Annotated in this window: 25 protein-coding genes and 1 riboswitch; of the genes, 12 read left to right on the forward strand and 13 right to left on the reverse strand. The window is 57.1% G+C overall.

The features are described from left to right. The first annotated feature begins 186 nt into the window (after positions 1 to 186). Complete coding sequence (locus tag FUU19_RS14195; protein WP_141968315.1) at positions 187 to 1,773, forward strand: EAL domain-containing protein; 1,587 nt, start codon at positions 187 to 189, stop codon at positions 1,771 to 1,773. A 16-nt stretch (positions 1,774 to 1,789) separates the two neighbouring features. Here the strand turns inward: FUU19_RS14195 and FUU19_RS14200 are convergent, their stop codons facing one another. After that, positions 1,790 to 3,334: a TerC family protein gene (locus FUU19_RS14200; RefSeq protein ID WP_197833694.1), complete on the reverse strand. Its 1,545-nt coding sequence runs from the start codon at positions 3,332 to 3,334 to the stop codon at positions 1,790 to 1,792. A gap of 562 nt (positions 3,335 to 3,896) precedes the next feature. Here FUU19_RS14200 and manX point away from each other — a divergent pair. The 5 genes from manX (at position 3,897) to mntP (ending at position 8,067) form a co-directional block, all read left to right on the forward strand. Continuing rightward, the gene (gene manX, locus FUU19_RS14205) at positions 3,897 to 4,856 is read left to right on the forward strand and encodes a PTS mannose transporter subunit IIAB (protein WP_197833693.1); all 960 of its coding nucleotides are present in this window, start codon (positions 3,897 to 3,899) and stop codon (positions 4,854 to 4,856) included. Between the two features lie 56 nt (positions 4,857 to 4,912). Further along, on the forward strand, positions 4,913 to 5,713 hold the full coding sequence (locus tag FUU19_RS14210; RefSeq protein WP_015378156.1) for a PTS mannose/fructose/sorbose transporter subunit IIC: 801 nt from the start codon (positions 4,913 to 4,915) through the stop codon (positions 5,711 to 5,713). A gap of 15 nt (positions 5,714 to 5,728) precedes the next feature. Next, entirely contained in the window at positions 5,729 to 6,571 is an 843-nt protein-coding gene (locus FUU19_RS14215; RefSeq protein WP_015378157.1) for a PTS mannose transporter subunit IID, read from the forward strand. Positions 6,572 to 6,625: 54 nt separating this feature from the next. Further along, positions 6,626 to 7,084, forward strand: a complete 459-nt coding sequence (locus FUU19_RS14220) for a DUF986 family protein (RefSeq protein ID WP_197833692.1) — start codon at positions 6,626 to 6,628, stop codon at positions 7,082 to 7,084. A 218-nt stretch (positions 7,085 to 7,302) separates the two neighbouring features. Further along, positions 7,303 to 7,486, forward strand: a riboswitch (yybP-ykoY riboswitch). A gap of 11 nt (positions 7,487 to 7,497) precedes the next feature. Beyond that, positions 7,498 to 8,067, forward strand: coding sequence for a manganese efflux pump MntP (mntP, locus tag FUU19_RS14225; RefSeq protein WP_025303161.1), 570 nt, complete (start codon positions 7,498 to 7,500; stop codon positions 8,065 to 8,067). A gap of 62 nt (positions 8,068 to 8,129) precedes the next feature. Here mntP and rlmA read toward each other — a convergent pair whose 3' ends face one another. Continuing rightward, positions 8,130 to 8,948 (reverse strand): 23S rRNA (guanine(745)-N(1))-methyltransferase, encoded by an 819-nt coding sequence (gene rlmA / locus FUU19_RS14230; protein ID WP_197833691.1) that lies wholly within the window; start codon positions 8,946 to 8,948, stop codon positions 8,130 to 8,132. Positions 8,949 to 9,109: 161 nt separating this feature from the next. Between rlmA and pgeF the strand changes: the two genes are divergently transcribed. After that, positions 9,110 to 9,826: a peptidoglycan editing factor PgeF gene (gene pgeF, locus FUU19_RS14235; RefSeq protein WP_230490883.1), complete on the forward strand. Its 717-nt coding sequence runs from the start codon at positions 9,110 to 9,112 to the stop codon at positions 9,824 to 9,826. A gap of 52 nt (positions 9,827 to 9,878) precedes the next feature. Here the strand turns inward: pgeF and cspE are convergent, their stop codons facing one another. From cspE to FUU19_RS14255, 4 genes are all read right to left on the reverse strand, one after another. Continuing rightward, positions 9,879 to 10,088, reverse strand: a complete 210-nt coding sequence (gene cspE, locus FUU19_RS14240; protein ID WP_002221949.1) for a transcription antiterminator/RNA stability regulator CspE — start codon at positions 10,086 to 10,088, stop codon at positions 9,879 to 9,881. Between the two features lie 41 nt (positions 10,089 to 10,129). Further along, complete coding sequence (locus FUU19_RS14245; protein WP_002211058.1) at positions 10,130 to 10,246, reverse strand: DUF2627 domain-containing protein; 117 nt, start codon at positions 10,244 to 10,246, stop codon at positions 10,130 to 10,132. A gap of 68 nt (positions 10,247 to 10,314) precedes the next feature. Next, positions 10,315 to 10,482 (reverse strand): hypothetical protein, encoded by a 168-nt coding sequence (locus FUU19_RS14250; protein ID WP_185742283.1) that lies wholly within the window; start codon positions 10,480 to 10,482, stop codon positions 10,315 to 10,317. A gap of 456 nt (positions 10,483 to 10,938) precedes the next feature. After that, entirely contained in the window at positions 10,939 to 11,961 is a 1,023-nt protein-coding gene (locus FUU19_RS14255) for an MBL fold metallo-hydrolase (protein WP_230490882.1), read from the reverse strand. 222 nt (positions 11,962 to 12,183) lie between these two features. On the opposite strand from FUU19_RS14255, the gene FUU19_RS14260 reads away from it, so the two are divergent. Continuing rightward, positions 12,184 to 12,474, forward strand: a complete 291-nt coding sequence (locus tag FUU19_RS14260; RefSeq protein WP_025303165.1) for a hypothetical protein — start codon at positions 12,184 to 12,186, stop codon at positions 12,472 to 12,474. A 45-nt stretch (positions 12,475 to 12,519) separates the two neighbouring features. Here FUU19_RS14260 and FUU19_RS14265 read toward each other — a convergent pair whose 3' ends face one another. The 3 genes from FUU19_RS14265 to FUU19_RS14275 form a co-directional block, all read right to left on the reverse strand. Then, complete coding sequence (locus FUU19_RS14265) at positions 12,520 to 13,881, reverse strand: amino acid permease (protein WP_025303166.1); 1,362 nt, start codon at positions 13,879 to 13,881, stop codon at positions 12,520 to 12,522. 174 nt (positions 13,882 to 14,055) lie between these two features. Continuing rightward, entirely contained in the window at positions 14,056 to 14,292 is a 237-nt protein-coding gene (locus FUU19_RS14270) for a DUF4060 family protein (RefSeq protein WP_004927680.1), read from the reverse strand. 74 nt (positions 14,293 to 14,366) lie between these two features. After that, the gene (locus tag FUU19_RS14275) at positions 14,367 to 14,669 is read right to left on the reverse strand and encodes a phage protein NinX family protein (protein WP_004927682.1); all 303 of its coding nucleotides are present in this window, start codon (positions 14,667 to 14,669) and stop codon (positions 14,367 to 14,369) included. 170 nt (positions 14,670 to 14,839) lie between these two features. On the opposite strand from FUU19_RS14275, the gene fos reads away from it, so the two are divergent. Then, positions 14,840 to 15,247 carry a fosfomycin resistance glutathione transferase gene (fos, locus tag FUU19_RS14280; protein ID WP_230490881.1) on the forward strand — a complete coding sequence of 136 codons (408 nt, stop codon included), beginning with the start codon at positions 14,840 to 14,842 and terminating at the stop codon, positions 15,245 to 15,247. A 39-nt stretch (positions 15,248 to 15,286) separates the two neighbouring features. Here the strand turns inward: fos and FUU19_RS14285 are convergent, their stop codons facing one another. Next, the gene (locus tag FUU19_RS14285; RefSeq protein ID WP_141968296.1) at positions 15,287 to 15,565 is read right to left on the reverse strand and encodes a YebO family protein; all 279 of its coding nucleotides are present in this window, start codon (positions 15,563 to 15,565) and stop codon (positions 15,287 to 15,289) included. A gap of 81 nt (positions 15,566 to 15,646) precedes the next feature. Then, positions 15,647 to 15,790 (reverse strand): PhoP/PhoQ regulatory lipoprotein MgrB, encoded by a 144-nt coding sequence (gene mgrB / locus FUU19_RS14290; protein ID WP_016927395.1) that lies wholly within the window; start codon positions 15,788 to 15,790, stop codon positions 15,647 to 15,649. A 176-nt stretch (positions 15,791 to 15,966) separates the two neighbouring features. Here mgrB and FUU19_RS14295 point away from each other — a divergent pair, with 176 nt between their 5' ends. After that, positions 15,967 to 16,200 (forward strand): YobH family protein, encoded by a 234-nt coding sequence (locus tag FUU19_RS14295; protein ID WP_049202099.1) that lies wholly within the window; start codon positions 15,967 to 15,969, stop codon positions 16,198 to 16,200. A 40-nt stretch (positions 16,201 to 16,240) separates the two neighbouring features. On the opposite strand, the gene FUU19_RS14300 is transcribed toward FUU19_RS14295, so the two are convergent. Then, a complete protein-coding gene (locus FUU19_RS14300) occupies positions 16,241 to 16,480 on the reverse strand; it encodes a DUF2766 family protein (RefSeq protein ID WP_141968292.1) in 240 nt (79 codons plus the stop codon). 184 nt (positions 16,481 to 16,664) lie between these two features. Here FUU19_RS14300 and FUU19_RS14305 point away from each other — a divergent pair, with 184 nt between their 5' ends. Together FUU19_RS14305 and FUU19_RS14310 are read left to right on the forward strand one after the other, a co-directional pair. Continuing rightward, entirely contained in the window at positions 16,665 to 16,877 is a 213-nt protein-coding gene (locus FUU19_RS14305; protein WP_004927694.1) for a YccJ family protein, read from the forward strand. 446 nt (positions 16,878 to 17,323) lie between these two features. After that, a complete protein-coding gene (locus FUU19_RS14310; RefSeq protein ID WP_004927697.1) occupies positions 17,324 to 17,710 on the forward strand; it encodes a helix-turn-helix domain-containing protein in 387 nt (128 codons plus the stop codon). Between the two features lie 21 nt (positions 17,711 to 17,731). On the opposite strand, the gene FUU19_RS14315 is transcribed toward FUU19_RS14310, so the two are convergent. Then, a complete protein-coding gene (locus FUU19_RS14315; protein ID WP_141968290.1) occupies positions 17,732 to 18,085 on the reverse strand; it encodes a DUF1304 domain-containing protein in 354 nt (117 codons plus the stop codon). Between the last annotated feature and the right edge of the window lie 131 nt (positions 18,086 to 18,216).

Here is an 18,216-nt window from a genome sequence, read left to right on the forward strand (position 1 = left end):
TCCTGCATTTTTCTCATCGATCCGGCGGTTAGCCTGCAAATTGGCCTTCTGTTTTACCAAACTGAAATAATTTACTGAGTTACCATCAATCTTGTATAACCTCAGGCTAGAATTAGCCGAGCGCAACTTAAGGAGCTATGGCCTGACTGTGACTCGGAGCTGGATTACCGAACAAGGATTTACCGGATGTTGATGACCCACCTCGCCGCGTCCCGATATCGTTACTACCGTTGGCTGCTGGCCGGAGCGGTGGGCGCGGCTATTCTGTTGGTATCGCTGTATACCCGTTACTATCAAGAGGTCAAAAGCATCGAGCAGAGCCAGCAGACGTTGGCTACCCGCACCGTTGGCAAGATCAACCAGCTGTTAACCCCCGCGCATCTGCAGGCTGAACGCAGTATGGAGATGTTGGAACAACCCTGCGAGAACGTCGCATCGACCCTGCGCTTTCGCGCCGCACAAAATCAGGCGCTGCGCGCCATGCTGCTGGTCAAAAACGGCATTATTTACTGCTCCAGCCTGTTTGGCGCCCGTCATTACCAGCTGAGCGCCGTGCTGCCGATCTTCGTCAACAGCAACGCCAGGCTGGCGCTGCGCCCTTCGCTGGCAGTGAGCAAAGGGCTGCCCACGCTGGTGATGTGGACGCCTTCCCCCCGCGATAACACCAGCGGCGTGCTGCACGTGTTCAATATCGAGCTGCTGTCCAACTTTTTACTCGAGCCGCAAGAGCCTTACGTTCAGCGAGTAGTCCTGAACGTGGCCGACAGCAGCCTGGAATATGGCCGCCGCGAAATCCTGAGCCGCGACACCCTGACCAACGATCTGCGCTACACCGCCGGCTCTGCGCTGTACCCGTTCTCGATTTCACTGTTCGGCCCACAGATCGGCATGTTGGCGCTTTCCGCATTGCCGCGCCATATCCCGCTGGCGCTGTTGATCAGCCTGCTGGCGGCCTATGTGGTCTACCTGCTCACCGCTAACCGCATGAGTCTGTCTTACCACATAGGCCATGCCATCACTCATCGGGAGTTCCGCGTCTACTGTCAGCCTATCATTCACAGTGACACCGGGCGCTGTGCCGGCGTCGAGATGTTGCTGCGTTGGAAAAAGAAGCGACAAGGATGGATCTCGCCCGATGTGTTTATTCCGTTGGCCGAGCAGCATGACCTCATCATTCCGCTCACTCGCTATCTGATGAACACCGTGACGGAAAATCTGCAGCTGTTCCCGCCACGACCGTCCTTCTATATCAGCATTAACGTCGCTGCCGAGCATTTTAAAACGCTCAACATCATCGACGATATCCGCCAGATTTGGCTGCCGGCGCATCCGATGCCCTCATTGATGCTGGAGCTGACTGAACGCACGGCGCTGTCGGCCATCCAGTATGACCAGATTCGCACGCTGAAAGACATGGGGATCATGCTGGCCATTGACGATTTCGGCACCGGCCACAGCTCGCTGAGCTACCTGAAGAACCTCAGCCCGGACGTCTTGAAGATCGATCGCGGGTTTACTGCCGCCATCGGCACCGACGCGGTCAACGCCACGGTGACCGACACCATCATTACGCTGGCGCAGCGCCTGAAGCTGAAACTGGTGGCAGAGGGGGTGGAAACGGAGGAACAGGCCGACTATCTGCGCTCACGCGAGGTCAATGCCCTGCAGGGGTATTATTTCGCCAAGCCGATGCCGATTCATGTTTTCCCGCTGTGGTTGCAACAGTACGAATCGCGCGTCAGGAAAGCGGAAGAAGATCCGCCGGAGGCCTGAGCCCCCGGCGGGAGGGTTACGCGTGCGCCGTCTCGTCCAGGGCGACGCGGGTAACGCGCACCAGTTCGATACGGTATTCGGACACCTCAACGATATCGAAACGCAGGTGGTTCAGTTCAATGGCATCTCCCACCACCGGCATCTGTCCGTAGTGGGCCAACAGCAGCCCCGCCAGGGTGGCGTAGTCGGCGGTGGGGCTAACCAGGTCATCGCAGGCCAGCGCCTGTTCCAGCGAGTGCAGATCGGTTCCGCCCTTCACCAGCCAGCCGTCGCCTTCCGCCACGATGTCCGGCGTTTCGTCCTCGTCCGGGAATTCACCGGCAATCGCTTCCAGCACGTCCAGCGGCGTCACCAGCCCCTGCACGACGCCAAATTCATTGGTGACCACCACCAGACGCCCTTTGGCGCGGCGCAGCACCGCCAGCAGTTTGATGACGTCCATGGTTTCCGGCACCACGATCGGCGGCGTGCGGGCGGCGAACTCGGCAATATCTTCACCCTGCTCCAGCGCCACCAGCAGATCCTTGGCGCGTACCACGCCGACGATCTCATCCACCGAATCACGACACACCGGGAACAGACTGTGTGGCGTATCCAGCAGCTGTGCGCGTACCTCCTCGCGGGAGCGCTCGCAGTCGACCCAGGAAATGTCGGTGCGCGGCGTCATCACGCTGCGCAATGAACGCGAGGCGAGCGTCAACACGCCGCTGATCATATAACGCTCTTCCGCTGCAAAGGTTTCATCCCTCGGCAAGGCGACCGCATCGTCCGTCTGCTGCGTACGCTGCTGCCCCATCAGGCGCATGATCGCTTCCGCGGTGCGCTCGCGCATCGGGCGACGCGCTTGATGCTTGATGAAGTTGCGACGCGCGATCTGGTTGAACAATTCAATCAGGATCGAGAAGCCGATAGCGGCATACAGATAGCCTTTAGGAATGTGCAAACCGAAGCCTTCGGCGATCAGGCTCAGGCCAATCATCAACAGGAAGCTCAGGCACAGCACCACGATGGTCGGGTGCGCGTTGACGAAGTTGGTCAACGGCTTCGACGCCAGCAGCATCACCGCCATCGCAATCACCACCGCCGCCATCATCACCGGCAGATCGTTCACCATACCCACGGCGGTAATCACCGCATCGAGCGAAAACACGGCGTCAAGGATCACGATCTGCACCACCACCGCCCAGAACTTGGCATAACCACGGTTGGCGCCGTCCTGGTGCGTCTGCCCTTCCAGCCGTTCGTGCAGCTCCATGGTGGCCTTGAACAGCAGGAACACCCCACCGAACAGCAGGATCAAATCGCGGCCGGAGAAGCTGAAGTCGCCGACGCTGAACAGCGGCGTGGTCAGAGTTACCATCCAGGAGATCACCGACAGCAGGCCCAAACGCATCAGCAATGCCAGCGACAGGCCGATGATGCGCGCCTTATCGCGCTGCTTCGGCGGCAGTTTGTCGGCCAAAATGGCGATGAACACCAGGTTGTCGATGCCCAGAACGATTTCCAGCACCACCAGCGTAAGCAACCCCGCCCAAATAGAGGGGTCCATTAAAAATTCCATATCAGACTCCAGAGAAAAGTGGGAATGAGCGCTCGCCGCTCAGACGTGACGATGCCGCCGCTGCATGGGCGCAGTCGACAATAGCAAAGTGACGGGATGGGGTTACCGGGAGATGGCCGAAGGGCCGAACAGCATATGCAACGCCAGCAGGTGGCGGGTGAAACCTGGAAAAACAGTAACTTCGGTGACAGTCCATAGGGAGGGCTGAGGCCCTTCACTCCTTAGTGATGAAAGAGGAAATTACTGTATCAGGATTTTTCTGGGGGACAAAGCGGCTTTTTCAACGGCGGTTTAGCATGGCGCCACGCCATATCGTCTGCGAGAGCTAAGATTTCTCCGAGCATTCAATAACGGAGCAGCGTCACAAAAAATATTTTTTCACTCACTAAAATAAATCTCGCGTTCGTGAAGCATCACGCACAGGCGTTTGAAACTGCGTGAGAAATGTTAGGCGTGCGTTTCTTTTTTTCTACCATAATGTATCTGAACCGCGGAAGTGACTGCCAAGATGGCGCGGAGAAACGACACAAACCGCGCCTGGAGTTCAACGAGGAGGTAGCGAGTGGCAATAGCTATTATCATCGGCACACACGGGGCTGCAGCGGAACAACTGCTGAAAACGGCGGAGATGCTATTGGGCGAGCAGGACAACGTCGCCTTTATAGACTTCGTTCCCGGTGAGAATGCCGAAACGTTAATCGTCAAGTACAACGAAAAAATCAGTGGGTTGGATACCAGCGGCGGCGTGCTGTTCCTGGTGGATACCTGGGGCGGCAGCCCGTTCAACGCCGCCAGCCGCATTGCGGTCGATAAAGAAAACTATGAGGTCGTCACCGGGGTCAACATTCCGATGCTGGTGGAAACCTTCATGGCGCGGGACGACAACCCCGCGTTCGATGAACTGGTGGCGCTGGCGTTGGAAACCGGCCGTGAAGGCGTGAAAGCGCTGAAAAAACCGCAGGAAGAACCCGCAAAACCCGCAGCACCCGTCGCCAAAGCCGCTGCCCCACAGGCACCGCTGGGGCCGAACGACCACATGAAAATCGGCCTGGCGCGCATTGATGACCGCTTAATCCACGGCCAGGTTGCGACCCGCTGGACCAAAGAGACCAACGTCAGCCGCATTATCGTCGTCAGCGATGAAGTCGCCGCCGACCATGTGCGCAAGACCCTGCTGACCCAGGTTGCCCCGCCGGGCGTCACCGCGCACGTGGTGGACGTGGCGAAGGCCATCCGCGTCTGGAACAACCCGAAATACGCCAACGATCGCGTGATGCTGTTATTCACCAACCCGACCGACGTCTGGCGCCTGGTGGAAGGCGGCGTGGAGATTAAATCCGTCAATATCGGCGGCATGGCGTTCCGTCAGGGGAAGACCCAGGTGAACAACGCCGTTTCCGTCGATGAAAAAGATATCGAAGCGTTTAAGAAACTGAACGATCGCGGTATCGAGCTGGAGGTGCGTAAGGTCTCGTCCGACAGCCGGCTAAAAATGATGGACCTGATTAACAAACTCAATTAGTGGCGCCAGCCGCTGATTATTTTACTCAGAGCTTTTTTGGTCATAGGAGAAGTGCAATGGAGATCACCACTCTTCAGATTGTGCTGATATTTATCGTTGCCTGTATCGCCGGGATGGGGTCCGTCCTCGACGAGTTTCAGTTCCACCGTCCGCTGGTCGCCTGTACCCTGATCGGCTTCATTCTCGGCGATATGAAAACCGGCATCATTATCGGCGGTACGCTGGAAATGATCGCCCTGGGCTGGATGAACATCGGTGCGGCAGTCGCGCCGGATGCTGCCCTGGCGTCCATCATCTCGACCATTCTGGTCATCGCCGGCGGGCAAAGCGTCGGCGCCGGTATCGCCCTGGCCATTCCGCTGGCGGCGGCCGGCCAGGTATTGACCATCATCGTGCGTACCCTCACCGTGGCCTTCCAGCACGCGGCGGATAGCGCAGCGGAGCGCGGCAGCCTGCGCGCCATTAGCTGGATCCATGTCGGTGCCCTGCTGCTGCAGGCGATGCGAATCGCCATTCCGGCGGTTATCGTCGCCATCTCGGTGGGTACCGCCGGGGTACACGCCCTGCTCAACTCGATCCCGGAAGTGGTCACCAGCGGCCTGAACATCGCCGGTGGCATGATCGTGGTGGTCGGTTACGCGATGGTGATTAACATGATGCGCGCCGGCTACCTGATGCCGTTCTTCTACCTTGGTTTCGTGACCGCCGCCTTCACCAACTTCAACCTGGTGGCGCTCGGCGTCATCGGCGTGGTGATGGCCGTGCTGTATATCCAGCTCAGCCCAAAATACAACAAGTCTCAGGTTGTACAGGCCGGCCCGGCTAACGCGAACGATCTCGATAACGAACTCGACTAGGAATAGGTGAGAGAAATGGTTGATACAACTGCTCAAAAGAAACTCACGCCGGCCGATATTCGCGGCGTATTCCTGCGCTCGAACCTGTTCCAGGGTTCATGGAACTTCGAACGCATGCAGGCGCTGGGTTTTTGCTTCTCGATGGTGCCGGTGATCCGCCGCCTGTATCCGGAAAACAATGACGATCGCAAACAAGCGATCAAGCGCCACCTTGAGTTCTTCAACACCCACCCTTACGTGGCGGCGCCGGTGCTCGGCGTAACCATGGCGATGGAAGAGCAACGCGCCAACGGCGCGCCGATCGACGACGCCGCAATCAACGGCATCAAGGTCGGTTTGATGGGGCCGTTAGCGGGCGTCGGTGACCCGATCTTCTGGGGCACCGTGCGGCCAGTATTCGCCGCGCTCGGCGCCGGCATCGCCATGAGCGGAAGCCTGCTTGGACCGATCCTGTTCTTCGTGCTGTTCAACCTGGTGCGCCTGCTGACCCGTTACTACGGCGTGGCCTACGGTTACCGTAAAGGGGTGGATATCGTCAACGACATGGGCGGCGGTTTCCTGCAGAAACTGACTGAAGGAGCGTCCATTCTCGGCCTGTTTGTCATGGGGGCGCTGGTCAACAAGTGGACGCACGTGAATATCCCGCTGGTGGTGTCCAAGATCACCGACCAGACCGGGCATACCAACGTCACCACGGTGCAAACCATCCTCGACCAACTGATGCCGGGCCTGGTGCCGCTGCTGCTGACCTTCGCCTGTATGTGGCTGCTGCGCAAGAAAGTTAACGCGCTGTGGATCATCATCGGCTTCTTCGTCATCGGTATCTTTGGCTATTGGATTGGCCTGCTGGGCCTGTAATCGTTAGAAACGGCCGGGGGGCAACCCCCGGCTTTTTTATGTGTGGAGCAAGAAATGTCACTGACCGACGCCGTACTGATGCTGTTTATCGCCCTGCTGTTGCTGTATTCGCTGTACGACGAATTCGGCATGGATCTGCTGAAAGGCAAAACGCGGCTCAAAGTGCCGCTCAAACGCCGTAACCGCCTCGATAGCCTGATTTTCGTCGGCCTGATCGCCATTCTGATTTACCGCAACGTCACCACCAACGGTGCGGTATTAACCACCTATTTGCTTATTTCTTTGGCGCTGCTCGCGATCTATATCTCTTATATTCGCGCCCCAAAAATGGTGTTTAAAGCGCAAGGTTTTTTCTTCGCCAATGTGTTTGTCGAATATAACCGCATTAAAGCCATGAATTTATCGGAGGACGGCATCCTGGCCGTCGACCTGGAACAGCGCAGGTTGTTGGTTCAGGTAACGCACCTGGACGACCTGGAGAAGATTTATCATTTTTTCGTTGATAATCAATAAATAAAGAAAAACCCTCTCCGTTACTGCTCAAACCCTGCGCTGCTTATGGATAATTAATCGGCAGCGCCATTTCTTTTCTGACTATTATTTCTGCAACATTGTTACCCACGTCTACATTATATTCCCGCATGAACTTAGATTAATGAAAACGAGTCTCAATTAAGAACAAACATTATTCTAGAATAATGTTGTCGGTGGCGGAAATAATATGGTATGGTTGCGCCGTCATTGGGGAGTAGCCGGTTTCTGGAGAATAAAACGCCAGAAACGCCCGTATCAACATACTCGTTTCGCCGTATGAAACGTGGTGCGGGCAGCCAGGTAAGGTTGGCGAGACCATAGACACGTAACTCCGTCGTTTGGTTGGGGGTGGGTTACGTGTATATGGAGCCACCCGGCCGAGGCTATTTCACATGAACCTTTCAGCAACACTCATTCTCGCTTTTGGCATGTCCATGGATGCTTTCGCCGCGTCGATCGGCAAAGGTGCCAGCCTGCATCAACCCCGTTTCCGCGAAGCGATCCGCACCGGCCTGATCTTCGGCGTGGTCGAAGCGATCACCCCGCTCATCGGTTGGGCCATCGGCCTGTTCGCCAGCCAATACATCATGGAATGGGACCACTGGGTCGCCTTCTCGCTGCTGTTCATTCTCGGCATGCGCATGATCGTCGAAGGGGTACGTAACAAGCCCGATGAAGAAGAGAAGGTCAAACGTCATGGCTTCTGGTTGCTGGTCGCCACCGCCATCGCCACCAGCCTCGACGCGATGGCCATCGGCGTCGGTCTGGCCTTCCTGCAGGTGAACATCGTGCATACCGCGATGGCCATCGGCTGCGCCACCATGATCATGGCGACGCTGGGCATGATGATCGGCCGCTTTATCGGCCCGCTGCTCGGCAAACGCGCCGAGATCCTTGGCGGCGTGGTGCTGATCGGTATCGGCGTCAACATTCTGCTGGAGCACCTCGGCTACCTGGCCTGAGGCGATGACTCTGCAAAAAAACCTGCCGCGGCAGGTTTTTTTGTTTTTGAGTTCAAGTCCCCTTAGGCGCGACGTCGGTACAACGCCAGGACGAAATCCGTCTCGCACACGAACTCGCCGCCCTCGGCCAACCGCTGCTGCACCTCCGGCGTGGCACGCCAGGCGAACGGCGTCATCTGCAACAGATTGGCAGCCTGCTCACCCGGTAGGGTCATCGTATAGGCCAGCGCCTCTTTACGCTCGCAGTCGAATCCGGCGAACTGTTCGTCCTGCTCGGCATGCAGCTGCACCTGTGAGTATACCTGCTCTTTCAGCTGGTACAGATGGCGCGGGCCCGGCGAAACCGTCACCACCACGCCACCCGGCTTCACTACCCGCGCCAACTCCTCCGCCTTGCAAGGCGCATAAATGCGCAAGACCGCATCCAGCGCCCCGTCGGCGAACGGCAAACGGTGACTGGAGGCGACGCAGAACGAGACCGCCGGATAACGTTTGGCGGCATAGCGGATTGCCACCTTGGCGACGTCCAGCCCATAGACCGCCATATTGCGCGCCTGCGCCAGCCGTGCGGCTACGGCGGCGGTGTAATACCCTTCCCCACAGCCGATGTCCAATAACGCGCCTGCATCGGCTGCCAGCGCCAAATCCAGCCACTCGGCCACCTGCTCTTGCAATGGTTGATAATATCCACCGTCGAGAAACGCACGCCGTGCCTGCATCATTTCCGCGCTGTCTCCCGGCTGTTTCGATCGCTTGTGCTGTACCGGCAGCAGATTGACGTAGCCCTCTTTGGCTTGATCGAACTGATGATTGCCGTCGCAACGCCAGTGTTGTGATGAAAAATGCAGCGGTTGATGACACAGGGGGCATTGATAAGACATGAATGGGCTTCCAGAAAGACAGGGCGCGGCTAGTCTAAAGAAGGCGCCGGTTTGATGCAAGGCGCATCCCCGCTCGCTTTCGTCGCCAACAACGCCTGGCCAAGCGGGGAAAAAGCTGGCTACACTGAGAGTCTGTTTTCTCACGCAGGTGAAAATAACTTATGAGCGATCGTTCCGCGCTGCTCGATGCGGTGCCTCACATTCAGCACGGCTTCGGCAGCAAACTCGCGCTGCTGCCAGGGCATCTGCTGCCCTACAGCGCCACGCTGCCGGAAAAAAAGCAGGTACACGGCACTCGCATCGTCGACGTGCTGCAACCGGCGCAGGCGTGCGGTGAAGCCGATGGTTTCTACACTCGCCAGCCCGGCATTCTGCTCAGCGTACTGACGGCGGACTGTCTGCCGGTGCTGTTCAGCCGCCGCGACGGCAGCGCCATCGCGGCGGTACACGCCGGCTGGCGCGGGCTGCTGGACGGTATTTTGGAACAGATGGCGACCCGCATTCGCCAGGACGGCGACACCGCCGATTGGGTTGTTTCTATCGGCCCCGCCGCCGGCCCGTGCTGCTACGAAGTCGATGAAGCGCTGGTGGAGAATTTTAAACAGCGCCTGCCGCTGCCCGCCACGCTGATCAGCCCGCATTATCGGCATCTGGATCTGGCCGCGATTGCCGAATACAAGCTGACGGCGCTCGGCTTCGCTGCCGTTGACCGCGCAGGCAGCTGCACTATCTGTACGCCGGATATCGACCCGCAGCGGCCACAGCGCTTCAAATACACCAGCTATCGCCGCAACAGCCATCGGCGCACGCAGGATCCGACGCATCCGGGAATCAAAGGCCGCAACCAGTATGCCGGCATCGTCATCGCCGCCGGATAACGGAAACGAAAAAGCCCGCGCAAAGGCGGGCTTTTTGTACAGCTGACGCTGATTAGATAGCAGTAACGTTTACTGCAGATGGGCCTTTCTGGCCATCTTGGATTTCGAACTCAACGTTCTGGCCTTCAGCCAGGGTTTTGAAGCCGTTACCCTGGATTGCAGAGAAGTGTACGAACACGTCTTTGCTGCCGTCAGCCGGGGTGATGAAACCGAAACCTTTAGACTCGTTGAACCACTTAACTTGACCTTTGATCTTTGCCATCTTGAGTATTTCCTTTGGATTGTTTAAACCGCCCGAGGGCGTTACATAGACAAACTAGAGTCGTTACTGCTTGAGGCACTAAGATAAGGATCGGCAGAGAAGCGGTATTCAACGCTAACGTCTTTACTCAGAACTTCTTTACTGAAAATGCCACACATATACAGAACTGTACCTCGTTTTACCCAGATGCGTTATCACATACTCTGTATGCGATGGCAAGCCATTTTTAATCACTGAACGACATGTCGCACATATTTGAAACGGTCGAGAGCCACATTTGCTTAAATAGGCTAAAAGATGTTGAAGCATCGGCTATTTTCTGCTTGCCAAAACCACCGCGCCAGACCCCGCATTCTGGTGGAGTTTTAACAAAACTTTCATCGTTTTGTCGCATGCCCGTCTCGTCATTTCCGCTTTTTTGCCGCTTATAGCGTTAAAAAATTTGAATCTTTATGGAATTTGATATGCAACATTTGAATATCGATGAACGGGGGCCAATTTATTCATCGCTGCTCCGACCATTTACCGCCGGAAAGCGCATCATCATCAACCTTCAGCGCTACCGCCAAACCGCGCGAGCAGGAGCAGCGCCCAGGCGAGCGATGACGCCCCGCCCGGCACAACGGATGCATAAGCATGCAACGCGCTGGTGCATCTCCCGCTGGCCTGTTGTTTCATCATAAATAATCCGAATGCCGTTAACCCCAATAGCCGGAATAATCTTATCCATAAAGAAAGTTCAACGTTGAATTAAATCCTGAAAACAGGGGGGTTATTTGAATCACCACCCATGCTTATCAATTCTGCTAATTACAGCCGCGCTTTCAAACCGTTGGTTTTATTCCGCCCGCTACGCCGCCGGCTCATTCGTTAACGCAGGCTCCGAGTCCTGTAATGCGATGCGCTCGCCAATCTTCAACGGGTGGAATTGATGCTGTTCCAGCCCCGCCTCGTTCAGCGCCAGGTTCAGCTGCTGTGGCGGTTCGTCCAGCGATTCATCCGCCAGTTCGAATACCCCCCAATGGATGGGAATGGCGCGCGGCTGGTTCAGCTCGCGATACAACGTCACCGACTGCTGCGGATCCATATGCTGCTCCTGCATGAACCAGCGCGGCGCATAGGCGCCAATCGGCAGCGCCGCCACGTCGAACGGCCCCAATCGTTGACCGATCTCCGCCAGTCGTTCCGAATAACCGCTGTCGCCGGAAAAATAAAACCGCAGCGCCGGATGATGGATCACCCACCCGCACCACAGCGAGCGATTGCGATCCCACAGCGTGCGCATGCTCCAGTGCCGCGCCGGGGTGGCGTAGACCGTCAGTTCGCCCAATGACAGGCTCTGCCACCAGTCCAGTTCATGCACCTTCAGCCGATAGCGGCGGAACCAGCGCTTCAATCCCAGCGGCACGACGAACTCGGCCAGCGGGAAGCGCCGCGCCAATTGCCGCACCGTGCGCCTGTCGAGGTGGTCATAATGGTTATGGGAGATCAGCACCGCATCCACCGCCGGCAATTGCTCCACCGTCAGCGGCGCCGGCGTTCTGCGCTTCGGGCCGTAAAAGCTCAGGGGCGAGGCGCGCTCGGACAACACCGGATCGATCAGGATATAGCGGCCGCTCAGCCGCAGCAGCATAGAGGCATGCCCCAGCCACCAGATGCTGTCATCGCTGCCGCTAAGATCGGCGGGTTGCCACCAGCGTTCGGTAAATTGCGCGTACCCCTGCTGCGGCGGCTTGGGCAGCCCCTGCCGCTTGCGTTCATCCTGCCAACGCTGCAGGTCGCCCTCCTGCCGCCGCGAAGGTTCCGGGTTGCGAAATCCCTCCGGCGTGTGATGCGCCTTGGCCGCGTCGTAATAACGATTGATTCTCTTCATCCAGTCCCTTCTCCTGACCGCTGCGCCCCCTGCGCGGGCGTGACTTTCAGTGTAACAAATCCGATGAAGCTCGCACTTCATCAGCCGTGCGCTGCATTGCGGGACCTTTTGCCGTATGCTGGTGTCTCACTCCGGTGAGACTGCCAGGGCCGCCAAGAGCCCGTTAAGACTCTCTTAAGATCTTTGTGATTGACTTGTAGGGCATACAGAAAAGGAGAAGTTATGAGTCGTTCTACATCCCGCAAATCAGGCTCAAGCCTGGGGCGCCGTATTCGCAGCGCGCTGCTGGCGCAGAAGCAATACTGGAAAATGTATTTCGCCATGAAGCTGCGCCGTCTGCGCGTACCGGCGCCACTGGTTCTGCTGGGCGGTTCGCTGCTCGGGTTTTTCATGCTGACCCTGCTGATGCTCAGCGTGGTGGCCATCGATGTGATCAGCACGTTGCTGCTGCTGTGCCGGAAACTGCTGGGGCGGGGTCACGCTGAGGGGCGCGCCTTTATGCCGCGCGGCTGACGAGAAAAGCGCGGAGGCGCAGACTACGCCTCCGCTGCATACCGTTTAGCGCTTGGCGCCTTTACGGCGCGTCAGCATAAACCCGCACCACAGCACCGCAATCCACACCGGCATCAGCAACACCGAAATGCGGATCCCTTCGCTGAAATACATAATCACCAGAATCAGGCCGAGGAACGCCAGGCACAGGTAGTTGCCGTACGGATACCACAGCGCCTTAAAGCTGGGAATAACGCCCTGACGATTCTTGGCAGCGCGGAATTTCAGGTGCGCCAGGCAGATCATCACCCAGTTGATCACCAACGTTGAAACCACCAGCGCCATCAGCAGCTCAAACGCCTTACCGGGCATCAGGTAGTTAATCAGCACGCCGATCGAGGTAATCAACGCCGACAGCGCGATGGACAGCACCGGCACGCCGCGTTTATTCACACGCGTCAGCGCCTGCGGCGCGTTGCCCTGGCTGGCCAGCCCGAACAGCATGCGGCTGTTGGCGTAAACGCCGCTGTTGTAGACCGACAGCGCGGCGGTCAATACCACCACATTGAGCACGGTCGCCACCAGATTGCTGTTCAGCGCATGGAAGATCAACACGAACGGGCTGCCGCCCTCCACCACTTGCCCCCACGGATAGAGCGACAGCAGCACGGTCAGCGAGCCGATATAGAAGATCAGAATGCGGTACACCACCTGATTGGTGGCTTTGGGAATGCTGCGACGCGGGTCGGCGGCTTCCGCCGCGGTGATGCCGACCATTTCCAGCCCGCCGAACGAAAACATGATGACCGCCATCGCCATCACCAGCCCGGAGAAGCCGTGCGGCATAAAGCCGCCCTGCTGCCACAGGTTGGTGATGCTGGCCTGTGGGCCACCGTTGCCGCTGGCCAACAGCCAGGCACCGAACACGATCATGCCGACAATCGCCACCACTTTGATGATGGCGAACCAGAACTCGGTTTCGCCGTACAGGCGCACGTTCACCAGGTTAATCAGGTTGATCAGCACGAAAAACAGCGCGGCGGAGGCCCAGGTGGGGATTTCCGGCCACCAGTACTGAATGTAGATGCCGACGGCGGTCAATTCCGCCATACCGACCAAAATGAACATTGCCCAGTAGTTCCAGCCGGAAAGGAAACCGGCGAAATCGCCCCAATATTTATAGGCAAAGTGGCTGAAAGATCCGGCGACCGGCTCTTCCACCACCATTTCGCCCAGCTGGCGCATGATTAAAAACGCGATAAAGCCGCCGATGGCGTAGCCCAACAGCACGGCGGGGCCGGCCATTTTGATGGTTTGCGCAATGCCGAGAAATAAACCGGTACCGATGGCGCCCCCGAGGGCAATAAGCTGTATGTGTCTGTTTTTTAAACCGCGTTTTAGCGGGGTATCCTGATGCTGACCGCCCATCTCATCCTCATATGGCATACACCCTTGCCGTTATCGGCCAAGATTTCACCAATCAATAAATGTATCTGCGGGCGGCTTTTTAACACTTAACCCCGTGAGCATCAAGGAGAAGCGCCCCGAGACGACAGGCCGGAGCGCGATTTTTTTACCGTGAGAAAGCGGATAAGGCAGCGTTTAGCCAGGCATTCCGCACAGTTTGGTCAGGTTGCGCGCGCCGATCATCAGCGTGGCGACATAAGATTGGCTACGCGTGACCACTTCCACCGCCACGCGATCGTTTTGATATTTTATCAGGTAGGTCGAGGGCCAGCCCTGACGGCGCTGGCCGAAGCTTTCGGCATGACGATCGATCGCCGCATGGGCAATCACCAGATGAGACAAGTTTTTATCACCTTTGATAATGCGCTTCATAAACAGCCTCCGCCAACGACAGCTCTGTTATTAGAAAAAGGAGAAACTCTTACCAATCACCGGTATTGTTCGAATCAGTTAGCCTGCCGGCTCATCAGAAAGCAGATCATCGCCGCGCGCAGCGGGCTGGCGCTGTCCGCCTGCCATTCACCGCCCTGGGTGCTCATGCGCGCCTGCCATTGCGGGCTGTCGCTTTGGTTATCGGGGTTCAGACTGATTTTGTTGGCGCAAATGATCGGCCAGGCATCGGAGGGATTCTTGCAGTAATCTTTACCTTTCACGCCACCGTAGGGATACCACTTGTCCGGGTTCTCTCCGGTCAGCAGCGCGATGCTGCGGTTCACTTCGGCATCGCTTTCTTCGTACCATTTAATCATCGGCTTTATCCATCTTTCGTAAGGTTCGCGCTACATTACGATGTCTGTACGACAGTTTTATGACAGCGTCGCCGGTTTTCACATTATCTCTACTAATGCTTTGCCCTCTTTATCTTTCCCCAGCGCCTGCGTACACTTTTCCCTCTGTTCAACGCCCTGGGAATGCATGCATGTTGACCGGCCTCAATCACCTGACGCTTGCCGTCAGCGATCTCGATCGCAGCTTCGAATTTTATCGTCATCTGTTGGGGTTTATCCCGCACGCCCGCTGGCAAGACGGCGCTTATCTTTCGTTGGGAGCGTTGTGGCTGTGTCTGTCGCGGGATGAGGCCCGGGCGCAGCAAAGCGCGCGCGATTACACCCATTACGCCTTCAGCGCAGCGCCGGAGCACATTGAGCAGGTCAGCGCGCGGCTGCGCCAGAACGGCGTCAAAGAGTGGAAGAGCAATCGCAGCGAAGGCGAATCGTTCTATTTTCTCGATCCTGACGGACACCAGTTGGAGATCCATGTCGGCGATCTGGCCAGCCGCCTGGCGGCATGCCGGGAAAAACCGTATCAGGGAATGGTGTTTTACTGAGGCACTCCGGCGGCGCTGCCGCCGGCCGGAGCATCATGCTCAACGTTCGGGGATAAAACCTTTGAAATCCAGCGCGGGGCTGAGATCGTCGTCGTCAGCAGCATCGCCGCCATCAGCGCGAGCGCGGTGCGCCAGACGTTTCAACAGCGCCGTTTGTTGGCGTTGTTGCTCGGCAATCTCCTGCAGCAGACGAATCTGCTCGTTGGCGCGCACGCTGGCGCGGTTCACCAGAAACCAAACCCACAGCCCGGCCAGTAACGCCACGGCGGCGAGGGCCAGCGACAACAGGCCGTTCTGGCCAAAACCTAAATCGTACATGGACAACCCTATCTACTGCGACATTCAGGCCGCCATCTTAACACTCGCGACGGCCGTGCGAACATCCCTGCCAAAAATTGCTTACCAGGGCACGAAGCGCGTTACCGAGCAGATGCCCAGCGCAAAGTTTCCGCCATCGTCGCAATAACTGTCCAGCGCCAACAGGTAGAAAAACAGGCAGGCAGCGACGGCCGTCATTATCACGAGGATTTTTTTTCGCAACAAATTTAGCAGCCTCATTGTTATCTGGGTAATCTATCGCGCATGTTATCACAACGAAGTTAAACGAAGTTTAACTTGTCGTTTAGATTTCTGGCTATCGTCCGGTTTTCAGACTGTTACCCTTGTCGTCGCGCGCCGGTCATGGCTAGATGAACCCTCAGGGATAATGAGGAAGCGCAATGAGCAGATTGATTAAGTGGGTAGTGGTGTTGGCGGTCATTTACGGTGGGTTTTTGATCTCGGGCTACGGCGTGCTGATAGGCAGCAACAAGAACGTTGGCGGGTTGGGATTGCAGTGCAAATACCTGACGGCGCGCAATGTGGCGATCGCCCAGTACGTCAATGGCGACAACGGTTTCATCGGCGTAGCCGACTGCCCGCTGTTCAAGAAAATCGAAACGGTGGTGGATTAACCGCCACCGTCCGACGCCGCCGCTCTGCGGCGGCCCCGCCTCAGCTGCGGGTGAACTTCAACTCGATCAGCGCAATCGCCTTGTCAATCGCCCGGCGGGTCACCGGATCGGCGCCTGCAGGATGCGTGGAGAAATCGATGCTTTTAAGCTGACCCGCCATCTTGTCGCGCACTTCGGTCGGCGCAATCACGTCGATAACGTCCAGAATCTGTTTGATGACCAGTTGGCAAGCGACCAGATCGGAAGCCAGTTCCTGCTCGTTGCTCAGCATGTCAGACATAATAACTTTTCCTCTTGATTCAAACGCCGCACAGAATAGCACGCCGCCTGCACCATTGCCCGCTCTCCCCGCCTTTTTCCCCCTTCTGCGCACCGCCAGGCAAAAGCCCGTGGTGGATTAGCCTATACTTGCAGCATGACGGTGGCAAAAGCCACCCGTAAGCCACAACCAACAGGAGAAAGTTATGGCGAATCACAATGTGAAATCCTGGGCGACAGTGCGTGAAACTTCGGTGGAAATCGCCGAAGCTATTTTTGAACTGGCAGGGAACGACGAAGTGTTGGCACAGAAGATCTGGGAAGAAGGCAGCGACGAAGCGCTGGAGAAGGCCTTTGCCAAAACCACCGCCGATCAGCTTTATTGGGGAGAGGAAACCGTCGAGCGCAAAAACGTTTGAGCGGCTACGCAACAAAAAGCCCGGGTTTCTGACCCAGGCTTTCCCGATTAGCGATCGCCCCGCTCAGCGGCGCGCAATGTCTCTTGCTCTCACGGTTCTTCACCTCCCACACCTTCCGCATTTTTCATGCTCATCACCGGCATCGCCATAAAAGCGCCGACGCCCACGATTACAACCAGAGTAATAATCACTGTCATTAACATGCGATCACCCCATCAACGTTGAGTTGTTACGGCTGACTCTGCTTTGGCGGTTACTTGTTGTGGCCTTCTCCGCGTCACCCACCGCGGCGGCGACAGTCTCAGATTAGCCGTTTTTCCTTTCTACTGACAAGCTGTGGTTGAACGGTTTTTCCGAATAATTGCCCCCGTCACCGGCGGCGTTTTTGTCCGCGGCGGCAAGTTGTGTATACTTCACCGCTATGTAGATCTCACACTGACGCACTGATGATACAAGAACACCATCTCTCATTGGTCTGCGCCCTCAGCAAATGGGTCGAAACTCACCTTGGACGAGTGATCCATCTCGAAGAGCTGGCCGAGTACTCCGGCTACTCGCTGTGGCACATGCAGAAGCTGTTCAAAGAAGCGACAGGGATTTCGCTGGGCAAATACATTCGCGAACGCCGCCTGGCCGGCGCGGTTTACCAACTGCGCAGCAGTGAAGCGTCGATCTTCGATATCGCCCTGGACTTTGGCTTCGGCTCACAGTCCCATTTCACCTACATGTTCAGAAAGCGTTTTAATATCACGCCTTATGATTTCCGCCAGGATTTGAGCGTCGATCTGCACATCGACCCGCCGTTGCATGTCATTCACCAAAAATCCGCCTGACGCCCGCCGTAAACCGGCGGGTTAACGTGTCCCCCATACCGCCAGCATCGCGATCAAGGCCGGCAGCGCCTGCACCCACAGGATCTTGCGACTGGCGGTCAGCCCGCCGAACACCCCGGCCGCCAACACGCACCCGAGAAAGAACAGCTGCATCGCCATGTCCTCGCGCCAGTAGCCCCATGCCAGTCCCAGCGCCAGAAAACCGTTGTACAGCCCCTGATTGGCGGCCAATACCCGCGTGGCCGCGGCGAATTCCGCCGTCGTACCGAATGCGCGTCTGCCGAGCGGCGTGCGCCACAGGAACATTTCCAATACCAGGATATACAGGTGGAGCGCCGCAATGAACAACAGCAAAATATCGGCAAACAGCTTCATGATTGTCCTATCGCTTATTGAAGATGCCATTAAGTATAAGCGCGTAGCCCCTATCGTCAGACAATGGCGATAAAAAAACCCGCCGAAGCGGGTTTATGCAGGAGTCATTGTCTGAGGTTAGTTTAATACGG

Source organism: Serratia montpellierensis (assembly GCF_020858655.1).
Taxonomy (GTDB): Bacteria; Pseudomonadota; Gammaproteobacteria; order Enterobacterales; family Enterobacteriaceae; genus Serratia; species Serratia montpellierensis.

What these genes read in the sequence shown, in the direction of transcription:
- FUU19_RS14270 (WP_004927680.1), bottom strand. Translation starts at nt 14,292, where the DNA reads ATGAAGCGCATTATCAAAGGTGATAAAAACTTGTCTCATCTGGTGATT.
- FUU19_RS14275 (WP_004927682.1), bottom strand. Translation starts at nt 14,669, where the DNA reads ATGATTAAATGGTACGAAGAAAGCGATGCCGAAGTGAACCGCAGCATC.
- rlmA (WP_197833691.1), bottom strand. Translation starts at nt 8,948, where the DNA reads ATGTCTTATCAATGCCCCCTGTGTCATCAACCGCTGCATTTTTCATCA.
- FUU19_RS14310 (WP_004927697.1), top strand. Translation starts at nt 17,324, where the DNA reads ATGATACAAGAACACCATCTCTCATTGGTCTGCGCCCTCAGCAAATGG.
- mntP (WP_025303161.1), top strand. Translation starts at nt 7,498, where the DNA reads ATGAACCTTTCAGCAACACTCATTCTCGCTTTTGGCATGTCCATGGAT.
- pgeF (WP_230490883.1), top strand. Translation starts at nt 9,110, where the DNA reads ATGAGCGATCGTTCCGCGCTGCTCGATGCGGTGCCTCACATTCAGCAC.
- FUU19_RS14265 (WP_025303166.1), bottom strand. Translation starts at nt 13,881, where the DNA reads ATGGGCGGTCAGCATCAGGATACCCCGCTAAAACGCGGTTTAAAAAAC.
- FUU19_RS14305 (WP_004927694.1), top strand. Translation starts at nt 16,665, where the DNA reads ATGGCGAATCACAATGTGAAATCCTGGGCGACAGTGCGTGAAACTTCG.
- FUU19_RS14195 (WP_141968315.1), top strand. Translation starts at nt 187, where the DNA reads ATGTTGATGACCCACCTCGCCGCGTCCCGATATCGTTACTACCGTTGG.
- cspE (WP_002221949.1), bottom strand. Translation starts at nt 10,088, where the DNA reads ATGGCAAAGATCAAAGGTCAAGTTAAGTGGTTCAACGAGTCTAAAGGT.
- FUU19_RS14285 (WP_141968296.1), bottom strand. Translation starts at nt 15,565, where the DNA reads ATGTACGATTTAGGTTTTGGCCAGAACGGCCTGTTGTCGCTGGCCCTC.
- FUU19_RS14200 (WP_197833694.1), bottom strand. Translation starts at nt 3,334, where the DNA reads ATGGAATTTTTAATGGACCCCTCTATTTGGGCGGGGTTGCTTACGCTG.
- FUU19_RS14245 (WP_002211058.1), bottom strand. Translation starts at nt 10,246, where the DNA reads ATGTGTGGCATTTTCAGTAAAGAAGTTCTGAGTAAAGACGTTAGCGTT.
- FUU19_RS14315 (WP_141968290.1), bottom strand. Translation starts at nt 18,085, where the DNA reads ATGAAGCTGTTTGCCGATATTTTGCTGTTGTTCATTGCGGCGCTCCAC.
- fos (WP_230490881.1), top strand. Translation starts at nt 14,840, where the DNA reads ATGTTGACCGGCCTCAATCACCTGACGCTTGCCGTCAGCGATCTCGAT.
- FUU19_RS14220 (WP_197833692.1), top strand. Translation starts at nt 6,626, where the DNA reads ATGTCACTGACCGACGCCGTACTGATGCTGTTTATCGCCCTGCTGTTG.
- FUU19_RS14260 (WP_025303165.1), top strand. Translation starts at nt 12,184, where the DNA reads ATGAGTCGTTCTACATCCCGCAAATCAGGCTCAAGCCTGGGGCGCCGT.
- FUU19_RS14300 (WP_141968292.1), bottom strand. Translation starts at nt 16,480, where the DNA reads ATGTCTGACATGCTGAGCAACGAGCAGGAACTGGCTTCCGATCTGGTC.
- FUU19_RS14210 (WP_015378156.1), top strand. Translation starts at nt 4,913, where the DNA reads ATGGAGATCACCACTCTTCAGATTGTGCTGATATTTATCGTTGCCTGT.
- FUU19_RS14250 (WP_185742283.1), bottom strand. Translation starts at nt 10,482, where the DNA reads ATGCGACAAAACGATGAAAGTTTTGTTAAAACTCCACCAGAATGCGGG.
- FUU19_RS14255 (WP_230490882.1), bottom strand. Translation starts at nt 11,961, where the DNA reads ATGAAGAGAATCAATCGTTATTACGACGCGGCCAAGGCGCATCACACG.
- FUU19_RS14215 (WP_015378157.1), top strand. Translation starts at nt 5,729, where the DNA reads ATGGTTGATACAACTGCTCAAAAGAAACTCACGCCGGCCGATATTCGC.
- FUU19_RS14295 (WP_049202099.1), top strand. Translation starts at nt 15,967, where the DNA reads ATGAGCAGATTGATTAAGTGGGTAGTGGTGTTGGCGGTCATTTACGGT.